This is a genomic window from Mucilaginibacter celer (assembly GCF_003576455.2).
In the GTDB taxonomy this organism is placed as follows: domain Bacteria; phylum Bacteroidota; class Bacteroidia; order Sphingobacteriales; family Sphingobacteriaceae; genus Mucilaginibacter; species Mucilaginibacter celer.
Genome location: NZ_CP032869.1, coordinates 5,842,304 through 5,860,863, shown reverse-complemented (window position 1 = coordinate 5,860,863; position 18,560 = coordinate 5,842,304). Strand labels below are relative to the sequence as shown.

Here is an 18,560-nt window from a genome sequence, read left to right as displayed (position 1 = left end):
TCTCCACGACCGCGTTTTTCCTCTTTCCGCCGGGAGTACAATCCGTGGAGACACGGATCGGGGAGGGGGCGAGGAAAATCACCTCCTAAAACTCCTCGTGTATATACGTTACAATCCTCACCATTTCATCTCTTATCTCGCGGGTTGGCTGTACAAAATTATTGTTCATAAAAGCGAAGGCCAGCCGTTTGCCTTTGCGGGTAACAATGTAGCCGCTTTGATTGTGATTGTTGCTTAACGAGCCCGTTTTGGCCCAAACAAAAGGCTGGCCATTATCGGTTTTGTAAGCACTTTTAATGGTGCCCGCTACCCCGCCAATGGGCATCATACTGTGCAGCAGGGCCTCATCCTTCACTTCATCATGTATTTTTAACAACAGCGCTACCAAATCTCTCGGTGTAAATAAATTATAGCGTGACAGGCCCGAGCCATCAACCCATTGCGGGGCATCAGGCAAATCATTCAAAAAATTTGCTTTAGCATAGCTGATCACCGAATCAGTATTTAAAGTATTAAACTTTACTGCCGAGCATACCAACAGCAGCTGCTCGGCAATAAAATTATCGCTGGGTTGCAGCATGCGGCGGTAAACCGAATCGGCGTTGGTGTTGTAAATGGTTTGGGCATCGGCGGGCATCGGGATTTGCAATAGCGATACCTGTTTTTTCAGGGTATCCTGCAGCAGGGCCATAGTTAATTGCAAACTCGTTTTCCAGGGAATTTCCTGCCTGTAGCCCGGCGGAATCTCCCCGGCAGGGTAAACAAAATTGTTGCTCAGCAAATCGCGCTTTACTTTAAACTTTTCGGGGTGATAATTGATGTCCGGGTTTAAAAAACGCTTTAAATAATAAGGCTTTACCTGTAGGTTGCCGTCATGGTCGACATATAGTTGGGCTACGTTATCTTTAATAGGCAGGGCGGTTATTTCGGCCTGATAGTAGTCATTATAATCGTCCCAGCCCCAGCCGGGGCCAAAAAGCTCGCCCGTATAATTTCCCGGTGAGTAAAAAAGCTGTTTGCTGTTGTTTTTTAAAAAGTTTAAACCGTTGATACCTTTCAGGTCGCTGTGTAAAAATGAAGGATCGCCGGTACCCCAGAATATCAGCGAATCGCCACGGATTTGGTAGCGCAGCGCCGGGATGCTATCGCCCAGCATTTTAAGGCAGGTATAAAAAGTGAACAGCTTGGTATTGGATGCCGGGGTAAAATATTTATCGGCATTAAGCTCATAGATCATTTTGTGCTCGTCGATATCATATAGTGCAAAACCGGTAAAATGGTTGTTTACAATTGCCGAGTGTTTGAAAAGCTTTTTAATCTTCCTTTTTTTTATCGAACGGGCGTAAACACTATCATGAAACAGGCTTAAAACACTTATGATTAACAGAAATGAAATAGTTGCTTTTCGCATAATAAAATATTTATTTAACAAATAAATGTCGTAAATTTAATATACCAACTATAACCACTTTGTTACACAAGCTATATTATATTTTACGCCGATCCGGGGCATTGTGGCTTGCAATTATATTCACATTTTGCTTCGCCAACACGGTTCGGGCTCAGTACTTTGATCTTGCGGTAAATAAAAAGAAGGTTAACATTCCCTTTAAACTGGAGCGTAACCTGATGGTCATCCAACTCAAAATCAATAATAAGGGGCCCTTTAATTTTATTTTGGATACCGGCGTAGGCCTCATGATCATAACCGATCCCAAATTAATTGATTCTATCAGCATTCCCAACAAACGCACCCTCAAAATACCGGGCCTTGGCGAGGGCGAAGACTCTGAGGCCTATGTAACTTCAAACCTAAGCGTGGAAATACCCGGCCTGGTGAGTTATGATATTGCTGCCGCCATACTCAAAAAAGATGTTTTTAATCTTTCGGGCTATGCCGGTATGCCGGTGCACGGCCTGCTGGGTTATGAGTTTTTTAACAACCTGGCCGTAAAAATCAGTTTTCAGGACAGCACCGTTACCGTTTGCCGCCCTAAAGACCTGAAACCCATGCGCCGCGCCAACAAAATACACATGAGCGTTGAAGACAGGAAACCTTATGTTGAAGCCAGGGTTATTGTGCCCGGCATTGCACCTGTAAAAACCAAACTGGTGGTTGATTTGGGTGCCGGCCACCCGGTATCAATTGAGCGGTATGTTAAAAACTATGGTCTTCCGCAAAAATTTATTTCGTCGGCCAATCTCGGGATAGGGCTTAACGGGCCTATTAACGGCTTTATAAGCCGGCTTGATGAATTTGACCTCGGAAAGTTCAGGATAAAAAAAGTGCTTGCATCTCTTCCTGATGATGACAATAATCAAAACCATCTTTCGGTAAAGCGCGATGGTAACCTGGGGATGGGCATTTTAAAACGTTTCACGGTAATATTCAATTATGCCGATAGCGCAATGTATTTAAAACAGGCACCAACCTTTAACGAACCTTTTGAGCATGATATGAGCGGGCTGGAATATTATGCTGCGGGCAATAACTATGATCGTATCATCATCAGCAGGGTTGAACCTGGTTCGGCCGGGGATGAAATAGGGTTGGAGAGAGATGATGAGATAGTTGCCATTAATTTTAAACCCGTAGCAAAAATGACCCTGCAGGAAATTGACGAGCTCCTAAAATCGAAAGACGACCGGAGCCTGCTGTTGGATGTTTATCACGATAAACGCCTGGATAAAGTTGTACTTACCTTAAAACGCCGCATATAATTTTATTAATATGTGTAATTTTCTTATTAATAAAACCCCGTGGCATTAAAAAAGGCGCTCTTTTTTATATAAGTTTACGGTTCAAACTATTATTAATAAATGAAGAAACATTCGCTGCCGGGCATCTGTTTGCGCGGCTCAGTATTGGCACTTGCAGTTTTTGCCGGCTCATGCGCCACAAAAAAACAGGCTGCCAACCAAACCTTAACGCTTAAAACCACAACAACAGCAAACGGTACGGTGGCCACCGCTACAACCGGCGCCCCAAAAAAAGAGGGTATTAAAAAATTCAGCGACCTTATCCCGGCCAAAACCAAGGTGGATAGCGGGCTGTTCAATACCTATAAGGTTGATGGTAAATATTACTACGAAATTCCCGATTCGCTGTATAACCGCGAAATGCTGGTAGTTACCCGCTTTGTAAAAACACCGGGCGGCCTGCGCACCTTCGGCCAGCAATATGGCGGCGAAGAAATTAACGACCAGGTTTGGAAATGGGAGCGCCACGATAAGCAGGTATTTATCCGCGTGCCCAGCTTTTCGATGCGAGCCGACAGTACCAGCGATATGTACCAATCGGTAAAAAACTCAAACCTGGATGCCATATTAGCTTCTTTCGAGATTAAGGCTTTTAATAAAGATACTACAGGCGTACTGATTGATGTTACCGATTTTTATAACGGCGATATCCAGTCGATAGGTTTATCTGATGATATCAAGAAAGCTTATAAAACCATGGGCATGGATAACTCCCGCTCATATATTGACAGCATTAAAAGCTTCCCGATAAACATCGAGGCACACACGCTGAAAACCTATCGCTCGGGCGAATCGCCAACGGATAACAGCACCGGTGCGATTAGTTTCGAACTGAATACTTCGATGCTGCTGTTGCCTAAAACCCCGATGAAGCCACGTATTATGGATGCAAGGGTAGGCTTTTTTGGCCAGCGTCAAACCGATTATGGTACCAACGCGCAAAAAGCTTTGGTTACAGCCTACATTCACCGTTGGAGGCTGGAACCTAAAGACCCGGCAGCTTATGCGAAAGGCGAATTGGTTGAGCCAAAAAAACAAATTGTATACTACATCGATCCGGCAACACCTAAAAAATGGGTACCATACCTTATTGCCGGTGTAAACGACTGGCAAAAGGCGTTTGAAACTGCCGGCTTCAAAAACGCTATTGTTGCCAAACCGGCTCCTACAGCTAAAGAAGACCCGCAGTTTAGCACCGAAGATGCCCGCTATGCCGTGATCCGCTATTTTGCATCGGATGTTGAAAATGCTTACGGTCCGCACGTTGCCGATCCGCGCAGCGGCGAGATTTTGGAAAGCCACGTAGGCTGGTACCACAACGTAATGCAGTTACTGCGCGATTGGTACCTGATCCAGACAGCAGCAGTAAACCCCAATGCCCGTCACGCTCAATTTACCGACGAGCAAATGGGCGAACTGATCCGCTTTGTATCATCGCACGAGATTGGTCACACCCTGGGTTTACCGCACAACTTTGGTTCAAGCTATGCTTATGCGGTTGATTCCTTACGTTCAAAAGCCTTTACGGATAAACACGGCACGGCACCATCAATTATGGATTATGCCCGTTTTAACTACATTGCCCAACCAGGCGATGGCGTAACCCACCTGTATCCGCAAATTGGCGAGTACGACGATTGGTCGATTAAATGGGGTTACACCTGGTTTGCAGGCAACAAAACTGCCGAACAGGAAAAAGAGATCCTGGCCAAGTGGACCGATAAACATGCCGGCGATCCTAAATACTACTTCGGCCGCCAGGGCACTTCTATCGATCCGCGTTTGCAAAACGAGGATCTGGGCGATAATGCCATGAAAGCAAGCACCTACGGTATTGCCAACCTAAAACGCATTTTGCCTAACCTTGAAAAATGGTCGTACCAGCAAAATGAGGATTATGATGATCTGAGCGAGCTGTACAACGAGGTGCTTGGCCAATTTTACCGTTACATGGGCCATGTTACCACCAATATTGGCGGCATGAACGAAAACTTTAAAACCTACGATCAGAAAGGCGCTGTTTATGATTTTGTTGCCAAAACCCGCCAGCACGAAGCTGCCATGTTTTTGAACGAGCAATTGTACAAAACACCAACCTGGTTAATCAATCAGCCGGAACTGGCTAAATTTGATAACGGCGTGGTTATTAACCGCATCAAAGCCATGCAGGGTTCATTGCTGGCAAACGAGATCAACCCATCAAGGCTGGCGCGTATGTATGATAACGAAGCAAAAAACGGCAAAAATGCTTATACTGTAGCTGAGTTATTTACCGATCTGCATACCGGCATATTTGGCGCAGGCACACCAGACAGCTACAAACGCAGCCTGCAACGTACCTATGTAGATTACCTTAAAACGTTGTTAAACCTTGACGCAAGCGCTTCATATCCCGGCGTACCGGCAGCAGCGCTGGCAAGCTGGGGTTTAACGCCTATCAACGTTGCCATGTCTGATATCAGGCCGATGGTGCGTGTTGAGTTAAAGAAAATTGATGCAGGTTTGCCAAAAGGCGGCGATGCCATTACATCTGCCCATTATGCTGATCTGCACCTGCGAATCAAAGAAGCCCTTAACCCAACCCGCCCGGTGGTAAACATCAACGGCGGCATGGTAAGAGGATTAACAGCTCCGGTAAAGGATCCGTTAGATGCTAAACAAGGCAGCATGAACTGCTGGCCAAAAACCAATTTCGATTTTTAATTTGAACTGAGGTTTAAATCATCTTATTCCCAATCCTGCTCATAAAAAGGGCAGGATTTTTTATTTAAAGCTGTTTTGGTGCGGGGTCCGCGTTAGGATTGCAGCGGAAAGCCCGCAGCGTGCGTTAGGATAGAGTGCAGGCAAAGCGAGGACTTGCAGCGTAAAGCCCGGCCGCAGGCAACGCCCTCGTTTGATTTCGGATTTCGAATGTTCGATTTCGGATTTGTTTTTTGGGATTACACCGATTAATTTTTGATTACACCGATTTTGACCGTTGATGATTTTGATTTCGTTGATTCCGCTGATTTCTTTATCTGAACCGTGATTTGGGAAGATTTTTGGGATGGACAATATTTTTTCTCCACATGCCCGTGTTTTATCAAAGCTTGCTGTTATTATTATTGTCACCAACAACGGTACATCACTGCAAGGTACAAGTCTCCCCATCTTCGGGGCCCTTCCATATTATCCGCGCCAGTATGGCTGGAATAATTTACGTTTTTAAACCGCGGCTAAGAAAACCCTTAACAAGTTTACTATTTCAACTGGCTGATATTTTCAAAAAAAGCAACCTGCAAATCAAGTAGCGACTTTACATTGACCTTTTCGCCGTAGGCATCAAAACATAAAATTTTGGTGTATTCGGGATGCCCTTTTTTCGATTTTTCGAAAAAGTTAAACGTTTCAAAAAAATAATGATTGGTGGTGATATGACTTCTGTTATTCGTTTGTGAGGCGTTTAGCCTGAAACCGATCGCGTCGATCCACTTGTGCACTTTTGTGTGCAGCGAGTTGCTAATTTTGTTCATAGGTTAATGTTTGGTTAAGTATAACGAAAATTCGTGCCATAATGTTACCATTGCATAAACAGTTTTTAAACAATAGTTTATTATTGGTGTGAACTATTTAACGCTTTAACAACATTGCTTATTATTTACGCGCCCGAAACGGTTATCATTACAGCCAAAATCAAAAAAAGCCTAAAATATTGGGGCATCATCGTTTAAAGCGCGATGTTGATGAAAAAGAGACGAAAAACGCACTTCGTTTTAATCTTCACATGTAACAATAATATGATTGATAGGGCTTTAGGGCGTAAAAATGTAACAATCATATATTGATTAAGCTATAAGTACATTTTAAGTTGAACATTTGTAGTTTAAATATGTCTTATACACCAAACACAACAATTGTACGCTGAAAAAAAATTTATGAAAGCCCTTCTCCTTATTTTGAGTTTTACCCTTTTCCTCACTTTTACCGGCCGTGCACAGGCGGGCAGGGAAGTGAAGGGAACCGTTGTCGATTCAACCAAACTGTCGTTGCCCGGCAGCAGCGTTAAGCTGGTATCAAACGCAGGCGACAGTACCATAGCCATAGCCGATTTAAACGGCAAATTCTCTTTCCCGGTGGTTAAAGGCAATAAATTAACCCTTACCATTACCTCGATAGGTTTTACTGCCATCAAAAAACATTACTCGCTTGATGCCGGTACACAACCGGTTGATCTGGGCGCGATTGTTTTAAAGGCCGAAACCAATATGCTTAACCAGGTTACCATTGTTGGCGTTAACCCGGTGGTTTTAAAAGAAGATACCACTGAATACAAGGTAAGCGCCTACCCGGTGCGTGAAAATGCCCCCGTTGAAGATGTACTTAAAAAGCTGCCCGGCGTTGACGTGGATAAAGATGGCAACGTAACAGCCCAGGGAAAATCGGTTACCAAGGTGCGTGTAAACGGTAAGGATTTTTTTGGCGGCGATGTTAAAACAGCAACCAAAAACCTGCCTGCAGATGTGGTGGAAAGCATCCAGGTAATTGATGATTACGGCGACCAGGCCAACCTTACCGGCGTAAAAACCGGCGAGCCGGATAAGATCCTGAACATCACCATCCGCAAGGATAAAAACCATGGCTACTTTGGCCAGGCAACCGCAGCTGATGGCAGCGACTTTTTACCAAAAGCACCGGGCATATCAAATGATAACCGTTACCTGGGCGATTTGAAGTTTTTTAACTTTAATAATGAACAGCAGATTGCTGTTTTAGGAACTATCAATAACACCAACGTAAATACATTCACTTACGGCTCGCCAACAAGCGGCGGCGGTGGCGGCGGCGGTTTTGGAGGCGGTGGCGGCGGGCGTGGTAACGCGCTTCGTGGTAACTCCGGTTCAACAACAAGCGCTCCCGGCATTACCAACGCTCATAACATCGGTGCCAACTATCGCGACCAATGGGGCAAAACCGTATCTGTTTACGGGAGCTACAGCTTTACCGATAATACTACACACACCATAAGTTCATCAATCCAAACCAACAATTTCCAAACCCCAAGTGTAAGTAATCAAAAAAGCGATCAAACGGACAACCCAATCAACCATCGTTTCACTTTCAACATTGAGTGGAAGCCGGATACCATCAACTATTTTAAAATAACACCAAACTTTAGCTATTCAAGCACCAACACCACCGCTAACGAAACGGTATCATCAACCGTTGGTGGTTTACAGGACCAGGCTTATACATCGTTATCGCACAGTGATGGTACTTCGCCCAACTACGGTATCAACGTGTTGTACAACCATCGTTTTAACGCTCATGGCCGTAACTTCAGCATTAATGTGAGTGCCAACTCGTCAAAAACCACGCAGTTTGATAATCCTACTTATCAATATGCCGACGGAGCCCCGCATACCGCACCAGAAAATCAGCAAATATTTACCAATAGCCGCGTTACCAGCGTGGGTACCAATATGTCGTACCTGGAGCCGGTAAGCAAACGCGGCTACCTGGAATTAAATTATGCTTTCAATCGCTCATCAACTAAAAGCGATAAAGAAACAGATACGCTTAGCGCAGCAAATACTTTCAACAATTACGATTTGCTAAGCAACAACTATAAATACAATTTCACCACAAACAAAGTAGGATTGAACTACCGCTTTGTTGAGAAGAAATACAACTTCACCCTGGGGGTTGGTGTACAGCCGGCCATATTAAATGGCCTTAACCTTAAAAATGATTCGGCTACCCATGTAACTACGTTTAATGTGGTTCCAACGGCGCGTTTCACTTACAACTTTTCGAGGGGCAAAGGCTTAAACTTCAATTACAACGGGGGAAGCAATCAGCCGTCATTTAGCCAGTTACAACCGGTTATCGATTTCTCCAACGCGCTTTATCCTGTACAAGGTAATCCTAACCTGAAGCCAGAGTTTGCCAACAACTTTACTTTAAGGTATAATAACTTCAGTTTCCAAACCGGCGATATATTTTTCACCAACTTAAACTTCACGGCTACACAAAACAAAATAGTTCAAAACACCATCACATACCCGCGTAAGTTTAGCGCGGCAGCTTTAGCGGCAGATCCGTCATTAAAAAACCTGCAAAGCACCAACCTCACAACTTACCTTAATGCCGATGGTTATTACTCGGGCAATGCCAACATTACTTACGCCAAACCATGGGCCGAGCGTAAATTCACCCTGCAATTTAATGGCGCCCTTAGCTATACCAACAACATTGCCTTTTCAAACAGTATTGATAGTAACAATGTAGCAGCATCGGCCATTGCGCTTAAAAACATATCAAAAAACCTCAACTTTACCCCGGGCTTAAAATTCAGGGTAAATATTGTTGATATTATTGATGCCGAAGCGAGCGGCAGTTATGGTATTAACAAAACAACCAACACCGTACACACCGAACTGATAGACGGTAGTTCAAACTTTCGCACTTTAAACCTTGGCCTGGCCGGTAAAAACTATTTCTGGAAAGATTGGACACTAAGCTATGATTTTACCCGCACGGTGAATTACGGTTACGCCAGCAGTTTGGATATCAAAAACCCCAATATTTTGAACGCCTACGTTGAGCGCCGCTTTTTAAAAGATCATCGCGCTACCATCCGTTTGGCAGCCTATGATATGTTTAACCAAAACACTGGCTACACATCAATAGTTAATGGTAACATCACCACACAATCAAGCGTGAACAGATTAGGACGCTACTACTTACTGAGCTTCACCCTGCGTTTACAAAAATTTGCGGGCAAGGCCCCGGCGCAAGATCCGGGCCAACGCAGGTTTAACCGCGATGGCGGCGGCCCTGGCGGCCCCGGTGGGGGACCAGGCGGCGGTCCGGGAGGGCCAGGCGGACCCGGATCGTTTTAATCGGTATTAGATAATCAAAAAGGCTCTTTGCGGTATTGCAAAGGGCCTTTTTTGTCTGAATCAGAATTTACAGAATTAAGAAATTAACAGAATGTAAAGCGAATCCGATAAATTCGTTTAATTCAAGTTGTCTCATCCTGTGCCAAGCATCCCATAAATCAAAAAAATCCCCCCAAATCCCGGTTCAGACAAACAGAGGGATAGTAGCGGATACTGGCCCTGTGACTAATCCGTTGCAAACGCGAAACCATATTAATCATCCGTTAAAAACGAGTGTAAGGAAGTATAAAAAGTGGTTATGATTCGATAAAATGAGAGACAGTTTGCGCTACAAATAAATTCGGAAGAATAGGGCGCGCTCAAAAACTTTGCGTCTCCTCTTTGTGTGCTTAAAAGCAGCCGGCTATACACAACTCCTATTTTAGATTTGCGGCTAAATCTAAAATAAGAACCGACACTATTTTAAACTTAGGCGAAAATCTAAAATAAGGATAGGTGCTGTTTTAAATTTAGCCGCAAATCTAAAATAAGAGCAGGGCTGTTTATTGAACAAGAAAAAAATATGCCTTCTTACCCTACGCCGCAATAACCCTGTTAATTACCCGCTCCAGATCATCCAGATCAAAAGGTTTGGCTAAATAGGTTTGGGCACCGGCGTGGCTGGCCAGGATCTGGATATCGCTGTTGGCCGAAAAATAGATAACGGGAATATCTTTTAATGCATCGGTTTTTTTGAGCGTTTGCGTTGCAATGATGCCGCCCGAATCGGGGATCCAGTTATCCATCATAATTACATCGGGTAAAATTGCAGATACTTTTTCAACAATGTTATTGCAATCGCTGTAGGTGTGTACTTCCCATCCCTGTTCTTCTAAAATATAACTGCAAATAGAAAGGATGTCTTCATCATCATCAAATATGATAATCTTTTTTGTCGAAGTACTCATGAGATAGTTGTATGTGAATTTATAAACATGTTTTCATAAAAACAAATGTTTTAAATTGAAAATTAAAACGGATATGCTTAAACCGTCACTTTAACGCATTTGCAGATTTTTTGTTTGTTCAGATTACCACTTCTTAACTACTACAACCCATCTTTAATGCTTTTGTAACCGATTAATTACCCCTTTTTATTGAAAACCTTGATATTTTTACTCAACCAATTTTCAAAAAGCCTTAAAAAATCCTGTTTATACCAACAAATACACCTGTAAATTATATTTCATGAACATGCAAATCAAATCGATTTTATTGGGCGGCCTGCTGATGTGTGCACTTGCGCCGGTAAACGCGCAAACAACCGGGGCCAGCCTTTGGCTTACCAAGGCTGATAGGTCGGCGCTTTTTGAGCAACAAAAAGATGCCCTGATATTTAAACCGGGAGAAGGCTCGGGCACCACTATTACCGTTGATGATAAACAACGCTATCAGCCCATTGATGGATTTGGATTTGCGCTAACCGGGGGCAGTGCCATGCACATTATCAGGATGAGTGCCGAAAGCCGCGCCGCACTGTTAAAAAATCTGTTCGCTACCTCTGGCAATAATATCGGTATCAGCTACCTCAGGCTCAGTATTGGTGCTTCGGATTTGAACGAAAAAGTTTTTTCGTACGATGATCTGCCCGATGGCCAAACCGACCCAACTTTAAAACACTTTGATCTGAGTGCGGATAAAACAGACGTGATCCCGGTGATGAAACAGATTTTGGCCATTAATCCGGCCATTAAAATTCTGGGCTCGCCATGGTCGCCGCCGGCCTGGATGAAAACCAATAATGATACCCGCGGCGGCAGGTTAAAACCCAATTGTTACCCCGTTTATGCCAAATACCTGGTTAAATATATCCAGGCCATGAAAGCTAATGGTATTATTATCGATGCCATCACTATACAAAACGAACCGCTGCACCCGGGCAATAACCCAAGTTTATTGATGGTTGCGCCGGATGAAGCCGATTTTATTAAAAACAATCTCGGCCCGGCCTTTAAAGCAGCCGGCATCAAAACAAAAATTATTGTTTATGATCATAATGCCGACAGGCCCGATTACCCGATCTCGATATTGAACGATCCGGCAGCACGCAAATATGTGGATGGCTCGGGCTTCCACCTGTATGGCGGCGATATCTCGGCGCTTACGGATGTACATAACGCTCACCCGGATAAGAACATTTATTTTACCGAGCAGATGACCGTTGAACCCGAAAACCAAAGCACCATTAACATTGCCTGGCCGGTAAAACGCCTGATAGTTGGCGCTACACGCAACTGGAGCCGCAACGTACTGGAATGGAACCTTGCAGCCGACCCTGAATATAAACCCTATACCGACAGGGGCGGCTGCCCATCATGCCAGGGTGCTGTTACCATCGATAAAAACGAGGTGAAGAAAAACGTGGCCTATTACTCGGTAGCTCATGCTTCAAAATTTGTACGCCCCGGCTCGGTGAGGATTGCCTCCAACAGTTCGGATACCCTACCCAACGTGGCCTTTAAAACGCCAGATGGTAAAAAGGTACTTATTGTAGCCAATACCGGCGATAGCGCGCAGGATTTTAACATCAAATACCAGGGAAAAGTGCTGGCAGTAAGTTTGGATAAAGGATCGGTAGGCACATATATCTGGCAGTAAAAGGTTAGGGTAACATTCAAAAACAAGGCAAACAACATGTTAACAACATTGATAAAAAATATAAAACTAAGTACTGCTGCAAAGGCTATACTGGCCGCAGCCCCTGCTTTATTATTTAGTTTGAAGGGAAACGCTCAAACCGGCTTTTTAAAAGCCGATGGTAAAAAGATAGTGGACGAAAAAGGGCAGAACGTATTACTGCGCGGCATGGGCCTGGGTGGTTGGATGTTGCAGGAAGGTTATATGCTGCACATTAATAAGGATAGTCGTCAATACCGCATTCGCGAGCGGTTGGAAGAGTTGATGGGGCCTGCCGAAACCAAAGAATTTTACGATACCTGGCTCACCAATAATACCCGCAAAATTGATGTTGACTCGATGAAGCGCTGGGGTTTTAACTCCATACGCCTGCCTATGCATTATAACCTGTACACGTTGCCGGTGGATAAAGAGCCTGTAGCAGGCCAAAACACCTGGATTGAAAAGGGCTTTAAAATGACCGACGATTTGCTGGCCTGGTGCAAAGCCAACCACATGTACCTGATTCTTGACCTGCACGCCACACCGGGCGGCCAGGGTAACGATCTCAACATTTCTGACCGCGACCCGGATAAGCCATCGCTTTGGGATAGCGAGGCCAACAAAGCCAAAACCATTGCCCTGTGGCGCAGGCTGGCCGAGCGATACAAAAACGAACCTTACATTGGCGCTTATGATATCATTAATGAACCAAACTGGGGTTTCGATGATCCGCAGAATGATAAAAACGGGTTGAAAGAAAAAACCAACGCCCCTTTACGCAAGCTGATGGTTGATATTACCGCAGCAATACGCGAAGTGGATAAAAAGCATATTATTATTATTGAAGGTAATGGCTGGGGTAATAACTACAACGGTATTTTGCCGCCATGGGATAAAAACATGGTGCTGAGCTTCCACAAGTATTGGAACTTTAACGATCAGAAATCCATCGATCATATCATCAAAACCCGCGATCAGTACAACATCCCCGTATGGCTTGGCGAAACCGGCGAAAACTCCAACACCTGGATAAGCCAGGCGATAGGCTTGCTGGAGCGCAATAACATTGGCTGGAGCTTATGGCCGCTTAAAAAACTGGGTAATAACAACCCGATGGAAATAGTATCTAACCTTAATTATGATGATGTGGCCAAATACATGAACAGTGGTCGCCGTAAACCAAAGGAAAGCAATGTATACAGCGGCACCCTGGAACTGGCCACTTATGCCAAACTGGAAAACACCATTATTCACCATGATGTGATCGATGCTATTTTCAGGCAGCCGCATTCGGCAGATACCAAGCCGTTTAAGGCCAATAAAATTGGTAATGGCACGGTTATCAACGCTGTTGATTATGACCTGGGCCGTAACGGCTCGGCTTATTTTGATACCGACACTGCCGATTATCATACCTCGGGCAAGCCGGGCGTTGGTAACCGCGGCCATGTTTACCGTAACGACGGAGTGGACATCACCAAAGATTCGACCCAATACAACAGCTACTATGTTGACCATATTGAAACCGGCGAATGGACACAATACACCATACAGGTAAAAACGCCGGGTGTATATTCCATTAGCCTCAAAATTGCTTCGGCTACTGATGATGCCAAACTATCGGTATTGGTTAATAACACCACACAAGCTAAAGAGGTTGCTGTGCCCAATACCGGCGGATTTAAAAAATGGCAGGTTATTGCTGTTAAAAATATTGTGCTGAAAGCCGGGGCTAATAAAATAAAAGTACAGGCGGATAACGGTGGGTATAATTTGCATTACCTGCAGTTTTGGAAGGGGAAGTAAACACGTAGCCGGGGTATTGAGAGCGCCATAGTTAAGGCGTTATTGCGGCACGAAGCAATCGCACGAAAGCAGGTAAGCCCTGTATAATCCGCAATTGCTTCGTGCCTCGCAGTGACGCCTTTTTTAATTTATTTTTTATTTAAAGCTATTGCAAATCAGTAATCTTATAGTTAAATTTATTATACCAATTATCTACATGATCTAAACTAAGGAGGAGTCGTTATGAAAAAACAAACTACCATAGTTAGTCAGCCTAATAAGACTGAAACTATCCCTGCAGCACCTGTAAACTGCCAGCCATCAAATCAAAAAACGTATCGCGACCACAGCCACTGCGATCACTCGCACGGCAGGGTAAATAAATTCGCGATAGGGAGTAACAGGGGGCCTTGCTTTTTTTAAGCTTTTGATAGAATAATATCCATGGTTGATGAGCATTTGCTATGCTTGTTTAGTTTACTATGCTTAAAAGGGTACACGCCACGGGCGTGCACCAGCAAACAGTATTCAGCGACACATTTGCGCTATCATTTTACCAGGAAATATGACCTGCCATCCGGCTTAAAATTGTGTAAATAAATAGCCAGCGAGCAAAGCCCTATTTCTTCTCTGCGCTTGTCAACGCCAGCCTCATCGGCTATCGCGAAGCTTTGGTATTGCCCATCATCGGTGATTTTTACGTGTGTTCCGTATATTTGCGTGTTATTTTCATTCAGGTCGATATTTTCTGCAATGATGGCAAAGCCTTCGGCAGGTAAAGCGCCTTCGAGGGCGGCATTGCGCACTATCGAAAAATACTTTTTTTGGCCGGCGATATCGGCATGCATTAAAACGATGATCATTGCTTCGGCGGCATCACGGCCGAAATAGGTTTTCCCCCTCCATCCGTAGGTATTAACAATAGATGATACTTTGATAAAGTTAATGGAGTCCGTTTCGTGCAGGTATTCTTTAAATTCTTTTACCGTTGCCGAATTTTTCCCGTATCGATTCAACAGCCTTATATACTTATCATAGTTTGCCTGGTACTCCTTCAGCATCTGCGAAAACTCGATAGCTACCGGCTCAATTAACTGGGTGCGGTTGTGTATCACGGCATCCTTTAATACTTCCCACCGTACTTCATGTTGATATTTTCGGAAAAGTGGTTCGGCAGCAAGCTTATCGTAATTTTTAAACCTTCGTTTGCTTAGTAGTTCCAGGTAACGGTAAGCGCTATCGCGCCTGTTCAATGCAGCCCAGCAGGCAGCGGCGTTATAAAGGTGTGCTGTGTCCATGATACCGTTAGCACCGGCACGCAAGGCCGTATAAAACTTTGCAGCTTTTTTATATTTTTTTACGGCGAATAAAGAATCGGCAGCCCGGAACGTAGCAGCCCTGTCCTGCCCGCTAACCGACGTATGGAACGAGCAGATCATCAGCAATAAAACAAGATATTTCAACCGCATGATAAAGGTTTGATGGCATTAATTTACACTTATCAAACGGTTAAAGCCGGCCTCATGATACTAAAACCGGCCTGTTTAACATTTTTTAACGGCCACGGTTTACTCCGCGCGCTTTAACTCCATCTTATTCCCATCGCCATAAAATATCAAATGCTGCTTGCCATCGGCATCTTTATTAAACTCGAGTTTGTAGGGCAAATCGCGGAAAAAGAAATGATTGACCGCTTGCGGGTAAAGCTCCCGTTTAATATCCCCGATGGCTTGGGCAAACAGGCGTCCGCCATCTTCGGTAATACTTAAAGTACGCGGCGGACCAATCAAAAATTTGCCTGTATAGGTTTTCAATATGTCGGCAGGTACGGTTACAAGTGTTTTTATGTTGGGATGATACAGGCCTTTAAAGTCATAAACTTTGGCTACGCTGTTAATCAATTCGTTGATAACGCCATCATTGTTGCTGTTTACCATTACCACTACGCCGTTACCGCCCTCAAAACTACCAACGTAGCGGGCACGAAAACCGGCATTGGCACCATCATGGCTGAAATAAAAAACATTATCGGGCTTGCTTATAAACACACCGAGGCCAACATCATTACCGGCATGCACGGTAAACATTTGCTTTACCATTGCCTGGTTTAATACATTGCTTGATTTACCTTCATAAGCCTGCTGTATGGCGATGATGTATTTGGCCAAATCTGTCGGATTAGTCCATAAACCGGCGGCGGCTTGTTCCGGGTAGATATGGTAATTGCCCCTGATAGGTTTACCATCTTCATTATAAGCTGTAGCTAACAGCGCTTTATTAACATCGATAGCCGGTTGCGCATAGGTACTGCTGTTCATACCCAGGGGGTTCAACACTTCCTTTTTCATATAATCAGCGTAGGGCAGATGGGTAATATCCATCACCATCAATTGCGAAACGGTAATGCCACCGCCCGAATACTGATAGTTTAAGCCAGGCGCGGTAACCGAATGAATGCGCGGCGTGTTGGCGGGCTTTTCGCCATTAAGCACCTGCACAATAGTTGGCAAGGGAACGCCCGGTTCATAACCGCCGAAACCATGTACATTAAGGCCCGAGCTATGGCTTAACAAATTGACTGTGGTGATTCTTTTGCCTTTGGAAACGCTATCGTAAGGGAACTTCCACGAGGTTAAGTAGGTGTTGATATCGGCATCCAGGTCAAGCTTTTTATCCTGCGCCAGCTTAAGCACCCCAACCGCGTTTAATGATTTACTGATAGATGCCGCCTGGAAAAGTGTTTGAGTCGTTACCGGCGTTTTAGCGCTATCATTGGCAAAACCGTACCCCTTGGCCCAAACAATTTTATGGTTTTGGATCACCGCGATGCTTAGGCCCGGAATTTTGTAGAAAGCCATCCTGTCGGCAAGGCTCCAGGTTTTTTCACCAGCTATTTGTACCCGGCCGAAGAGGTTGTTTTCAACTTGTTTGATTTGTTCAACTGCGTCTGTTTGGGCTCGGAGAATTAGAGGAGTGGTTATAAACGCCGCCGATAATAAAATTCTGCTAAAGGTTTTCATTGATTTGTTTTAGATAGGTTTACCTACGCAAGGTAAAAACAATCAAAATAAAATCAAATAAAAACAAAATTAAATTTTGAATAAATCAAAAAATTAAAATTTAATATCAACAAAGCACACAAGAATAAAACATTAGTAATCTTTATTGATATTATCGGCTTTCAATACACTGTCTACCATACTCCTTGAAACCTGCTTTGCAGTGTGTTCAATCTGGTAGGTGTAAACTACCGAGTCTTTTCTTGTTTTAGTAGGATAATTATATTCTATCTCTATCCATCGTCCCTGTCCGTTTTGCTTTGGAAGTGTGTATACATCATATTCCTCTACGATATCGCAACCGGAAAAAGATATCGATTTCCTTTTATGGCCTATCACGTTTTCATCACCTGTCCACCAAATAAAATCGGGATTACGCTCCTTAATGTGCCAGTGGCTGGGGATGGCTGGTATCCCTAATGATTTCCTCTTCCGGTTATAGGATAACCCATATTTTTTATCCTGGCAGCTTGTTACCCAATATTCTTTTATCGGTTCATATCCAAAAGCCAACAAACAAGCCGATATCAAAATAATTCGGTAGCTCATTGAGGGTTTCTTTGCTTCCATTGTTTAGGTTTATACAGGTGTGCTATTGAATTTACCAACTATACTATCTCTGGTAGCTCATTCTACTTCATAATCATAATAAATACCGCAGCAAAATCAATGCGTGTACTTGCTAACTATGGTAAATATAATAGGTGGAATAATTAACGAAACTAATACCAAAATGCCTTTAAGAAATCTCCTGTTGGGATCTTCATTTTTCATTTCAAACCTTAGCTTATTGTACTTCCCATAGTATTTACGGTAGTTAAAGTAATACACCAGAAGAATAGGAATAATGAGAACAAATTCGATTAGCTCTTTATATAAATCCCTTGCTGTTTTTTCAATAAACTGGTTTTCTAAAAGCACAGCTACAGCCATTATTAAAAACGATTGCGACAGAGAAATAACCATAACACCAGGAAGCCCTCTGCGCCCGCCCCGTTTATAAAACAGCTGCACAGTTCGGTAAAAAATATAATCAAGCCAGGTGTTCATTATCATATCTCATAATAATTCCCTTCATTTCCGCTCAAATATCTTTGATAATCTTTCATTACATTAACTTTCTTTAATACATCGTACTCCACCCTGATATCAAACTCTTCGGGATTAAAGAACGAACAATAAGGACAAACAGCATTTTCGGCAATTCCGTAAACATTAACAGCGGGCAAATTGGGGGCTCCGATATCACCTTTACCTTTATCTTCTCCGTCTGTCCGTATTATCTTTTCGTACAACTGATATTTAAGCTGTCTTTTAAATCCAAACTTAAACTGGATCTCAACCGGAAATAGTTTATTACAATTAATACACGGAATTTCTGTTTTTAAGATATTGAAAGCTCCCATAGAAGTTGATT

The 18,560-nt window shown here is 43.7% G+C and carries 15 protein-coding genes; 6 read left to right on the top strand and 9 right to left on the bottom strand.

The window, feature by feature from the left end:
* Positions 1-85 precede the first annotated feature (85 nt).
* Positions 86-1,411: a D-alanyl-D-alanine carboxypeptidase/D-alanyl-D-alanine-endopeptidase gene (locus tag HYN43_RS24275; protein WP_119406488.1), complete on the bottom strand. Its 1,326-nt coding sequence runs from the start codon at positions 1,409-1,411 to the stop codon at positions 86-88.
* A 218-nt stretch (positions 1,412-1,629) separates the two neighbouring features.
* On the opposite strand from HYN43_RS24275, the gene HYN43_RS24270 reads away from it, so the two are divergent.
* Together HYN43_RS24270 and HYN43_RS24265 are read left to right on the top strand one after the other, a co-directional pair.
* On the top strand, positions 1,630-2,721 hold the full coding sequence (locus HYN43_RS24270) for an aspartyl protease family protein (RefSeq protein ID WP_162996615.1): 1,092 nt from the start codon (positions 1,630-1,632) through the stop codon (positions 2,719-2,721).
* A 99-nt stretch (positions 2,722-2,820) separates the two neighbouring features.
* Positions 2,821-5,463: a zinc-dependent metalloprotease gene (locus HYN43_RS24265; protein ID WP_119406486.1), complete on the top strand. Its 2,643-nt coding sequence runs from the start codon at positions 2,821-2,823 to the stop codon at positions 5,461-5,463.
* Positions 5,464-5,523: 60 nt separating this feature from the next.
* Here the strand turns inward: HYN43_RS24265 and HYN43_RS24260 are convergent, their stop codons facing one another.
* Positions 5,524-5,871, bottom strand: coding sequence for a hypothetical protein (locus HYN43_RS24260; RefSeq protein ID WP_162996614.1), 348 nt, complete (start codon positions 5,869-5,871; stop codon positions 5,524-5,526).
* 128 nt (positions 5,872-5,999) lie between these two features.
* Complete coding sequence (locus tag HYN43_RS24255; RefSeq protein WP_119406484.1) at positions 6,000-6,272, bottom strand: hypothetical protein; 273 nt, start codon at positions 6,270-6,272, stop codon at positions 6,000-6,002.
* Between the two features lie 402 nt (positions 6,273-6,674).
* Here HYN43_RS24255 and HYN43_RS24250 point away from each other — a divergent pair, with 402 nt between their 5' ends.
* A complete protein-coding gene (locus HYN43_RS24250) occupies positions 6,675-9,641 on the top strand; it encodes an outer membrane beta-barrel protein (protein WP_162996613.1) in 2,967 nt (988 codons plus the stop codon).
* Between the two features lie 575 nt (positions 9,642-10,216).
* On the opposite strand, the gene HYN43_RS24245 is transcribed toward HYN43_RS24250, so the two are convergent.
* A complete protein-coding gene (locus tag HYN43_RS24245) occupies positions 10,217-10,588 on the bottom strand; it encodes a response regulator (RefSeq protein WP_119406482.1) in 372 nt (123 codons plus the stop codon).
* Positions 10,589-10,874: 286 nt separating this feature from the next.
* On the opposite strand from HYN43_RS24245, the gene HYN43_RS24240 reads away from it, so the two are divergent.
* The 3 genes from HYN43_RS24240 (at position 10,875) to HYN43_RS30515 (ending at position 14,507) form a co-directional block, all read left to right on the top strand.
* The gene (locus HYN43_RS24240) at positions 10,875-12,278 is read left to right on the top strand and encodes a glycoside hydrolase family 30 protein (protein ID WP_245447009.1); all 1,404 of its coding nucleotides are present in this window, start codon (positions 10,875-10,877) and stop codon (positions 12,276-12,278) included.
* A gap of 36 nt (positions 12,279-12,314) precedes the next feature.
* Positions 12,315-14,105: a cellulase family glycosylhydrolase gene (locus HYN43_RS24235; RefSeq protein ID WP_119406480.1), complete on the top strand. Its 1,791-nt coding sequence runs from the start codon at positions 12,315-12,317 to the stop codon at positions 14,103-14,105.
* A 222-nt stretch (positions 14,106-14,327) separates the two neighbouring features.
* Positions 14,328-14,507 carry a hypothetical protein gene (locus HYN43_RS30515; protein ID WP_162996612.1) on the top strand — a complete coding sequence of 60 codons (180 nt, stop codon included), beginning with the start codon at positions 14,328-14,330 and terminating at the stop codon, positions 14,505-14,507.
* 125 nt (positions 14,508-14,632) lie between these two features.
* Here the strand turns inward: HYN43_RS30515 and HYN43_RS24230 are convergent, their stop codons facing one another.
* The 5 genes from HYN43_RS24230 to HYN43_RS24210 all read right to left on the bottom strand — a co-directional run bounded on the left by HYN43_RS24230 (position 14,633) and on the right by HYN43_RS24210 (position 18,549).
* Complete coding sequence (locus tag HYN43_RS24230) at positions 14,633-15,553, bottom strand: DUF6624 domain-containing protein (RefSeq protein WP_119406479.1); 921 nt, start codon at positions 15,551-15,553, stop codon at positions 14,633-14,635.
* A gap of 99 nt (positions 15,554-15,652) precedes the next feature.
* Positions 15,653-17,104: a serine hydrolase gene (locus HYN43_RS24225; protein WP_119406478.1), complete on the bottom strand. Its 1,452-nt coding sequence runs from the start codon at positions 17,102-17,104 to the stop codon at positions 15,653-15,655.
* A 132-nt stretch (positions 17,105-17,236) separates the two neighbouring features.
* Positions 17,237-17,713, bottom strand: a complete 477-nt coding sequence (locus tag HYN43_RS24220) for a hypothetical protein (protein ID WP_119406477.1) — start codon at positions 17,711-17,713, stop codon at positions 17,237-17,239.
* A 96-nt stretch (positions 17,714-17,809) separates the two neighbouring features.
* Entirely contained in the window at positions 17,810-18,193 is a 384-nt protein-coding gene (locus HYN43_RS24215) for a hypothetical protein (RefSeq protein ID WP_119406476.1), read from the bottom strand.
* Between the two features lie 2 nt (positions 18,194-18,195).
* A complete protein-coding gene (locus HYN43_RS24210; RefSeq protein ID WP_119406475.1) occupies positions 18,196-18,549 on the bottom strand; it encodes a hypothetical protein in 354 nt (117 codons plus the stop codon).
* Positions 18,550-18,560 lie beyond the last annotated feature (11 nt).

Coding starts and splice junctions, on each gene's coding strand:
- HYN43_RS24230 (WP_119406479.1), bottom strand. CDS start 15,553: ATGCGGTTGAAATATCTTGTTTTATTGCTGATGATCTGCTCGTTCCAT.
- HYN43_RS24215 (WP_119406476.1), bottom strand. CDS start 18,193: ATGAACACCTGGCTTGATTATATTTTTTACCGAACTGTGCAGCTGTTT.
- HYN43_RS24275 (WP_119406488.1), bottom strand. CDS start 1,411: ATGCGAAAAGCAACTATTTCATTTCTGTTAATCATAAGTGTTTTAAGC.
- HYN43_RS24240 (WP_245447009.1), top strand. CDS start 10,875: ATGCAAATCAAATCGATTTTATTGGGCGGCCTGCTGATGTGTGCACTT.
- HYN43_RS24270 (WP_162996615.1), top strand. CDS start 1,630: ATGGTCATCCAACTCAAAATCAATAATAAGGGGCCCTTTAATTTTATT.
- HYN43_RS24225 (WP_119406478.1), bottom strand. CDS start 17,104: ATGAAAACCTTTAGCAGAATTTTATTATCGGCGGCGTTTATAACCACT.
- HYN43_RS24220 (WP_119406477.1), bottom strand. CDS start 17,713: ATGGAAGCAAAGAAACCCTCAATGAGCTACCGAATTATTTTGATATCG.
- HYN43_RS24235 (WP_119406480.1), top strand. CDS start 12,315: ATGTTAACAACATTGATAAAAAATATAAAACTAAGTACTGCTGCAAAG.
- HYN43_RS30515 (WP_162996612.1), top strand. CDS start 14,328: ATGAAAAAACAAACTACCATAGTTAGTCAGCCTAATAAGACTGAAACT.
- HYN43_RS24210 (WP_119406475.1), bottom strand. CDS start 18,549: ATGGGAGCTTTCAATATCTTAAAAACAGAAATTCCGTGTATTAATTGT.
- HYN43_RS24245 (WP_119406482.1), bottom strand. CDS start 10,588: ATGAGTACTTCGACAAAAAAGATTATCATATTTGATGATGATGAAGAC.
- HYN43_RS24250 (WP_162996613.1), top strand. CDS start 6,675: ATGAAAGCCCTTCTCCTTATTTTGAGTTTTACCCTTTTCCTCACTTTT.
- HYN43_RS24255 (WP_119406484.1), bottom strand. CDS start 6,272: ATGAACAAAATTAGCAACTCGCTGCACACAAAAGTGCACAAGTGGATC.
- HYN43_RS24265 (WP_119406486.1), top strand. CDS start 2,821: ATGAAGAAACATTCGCTGCCGGGCATCTGTTTGCGCGGCTCAGTATTG.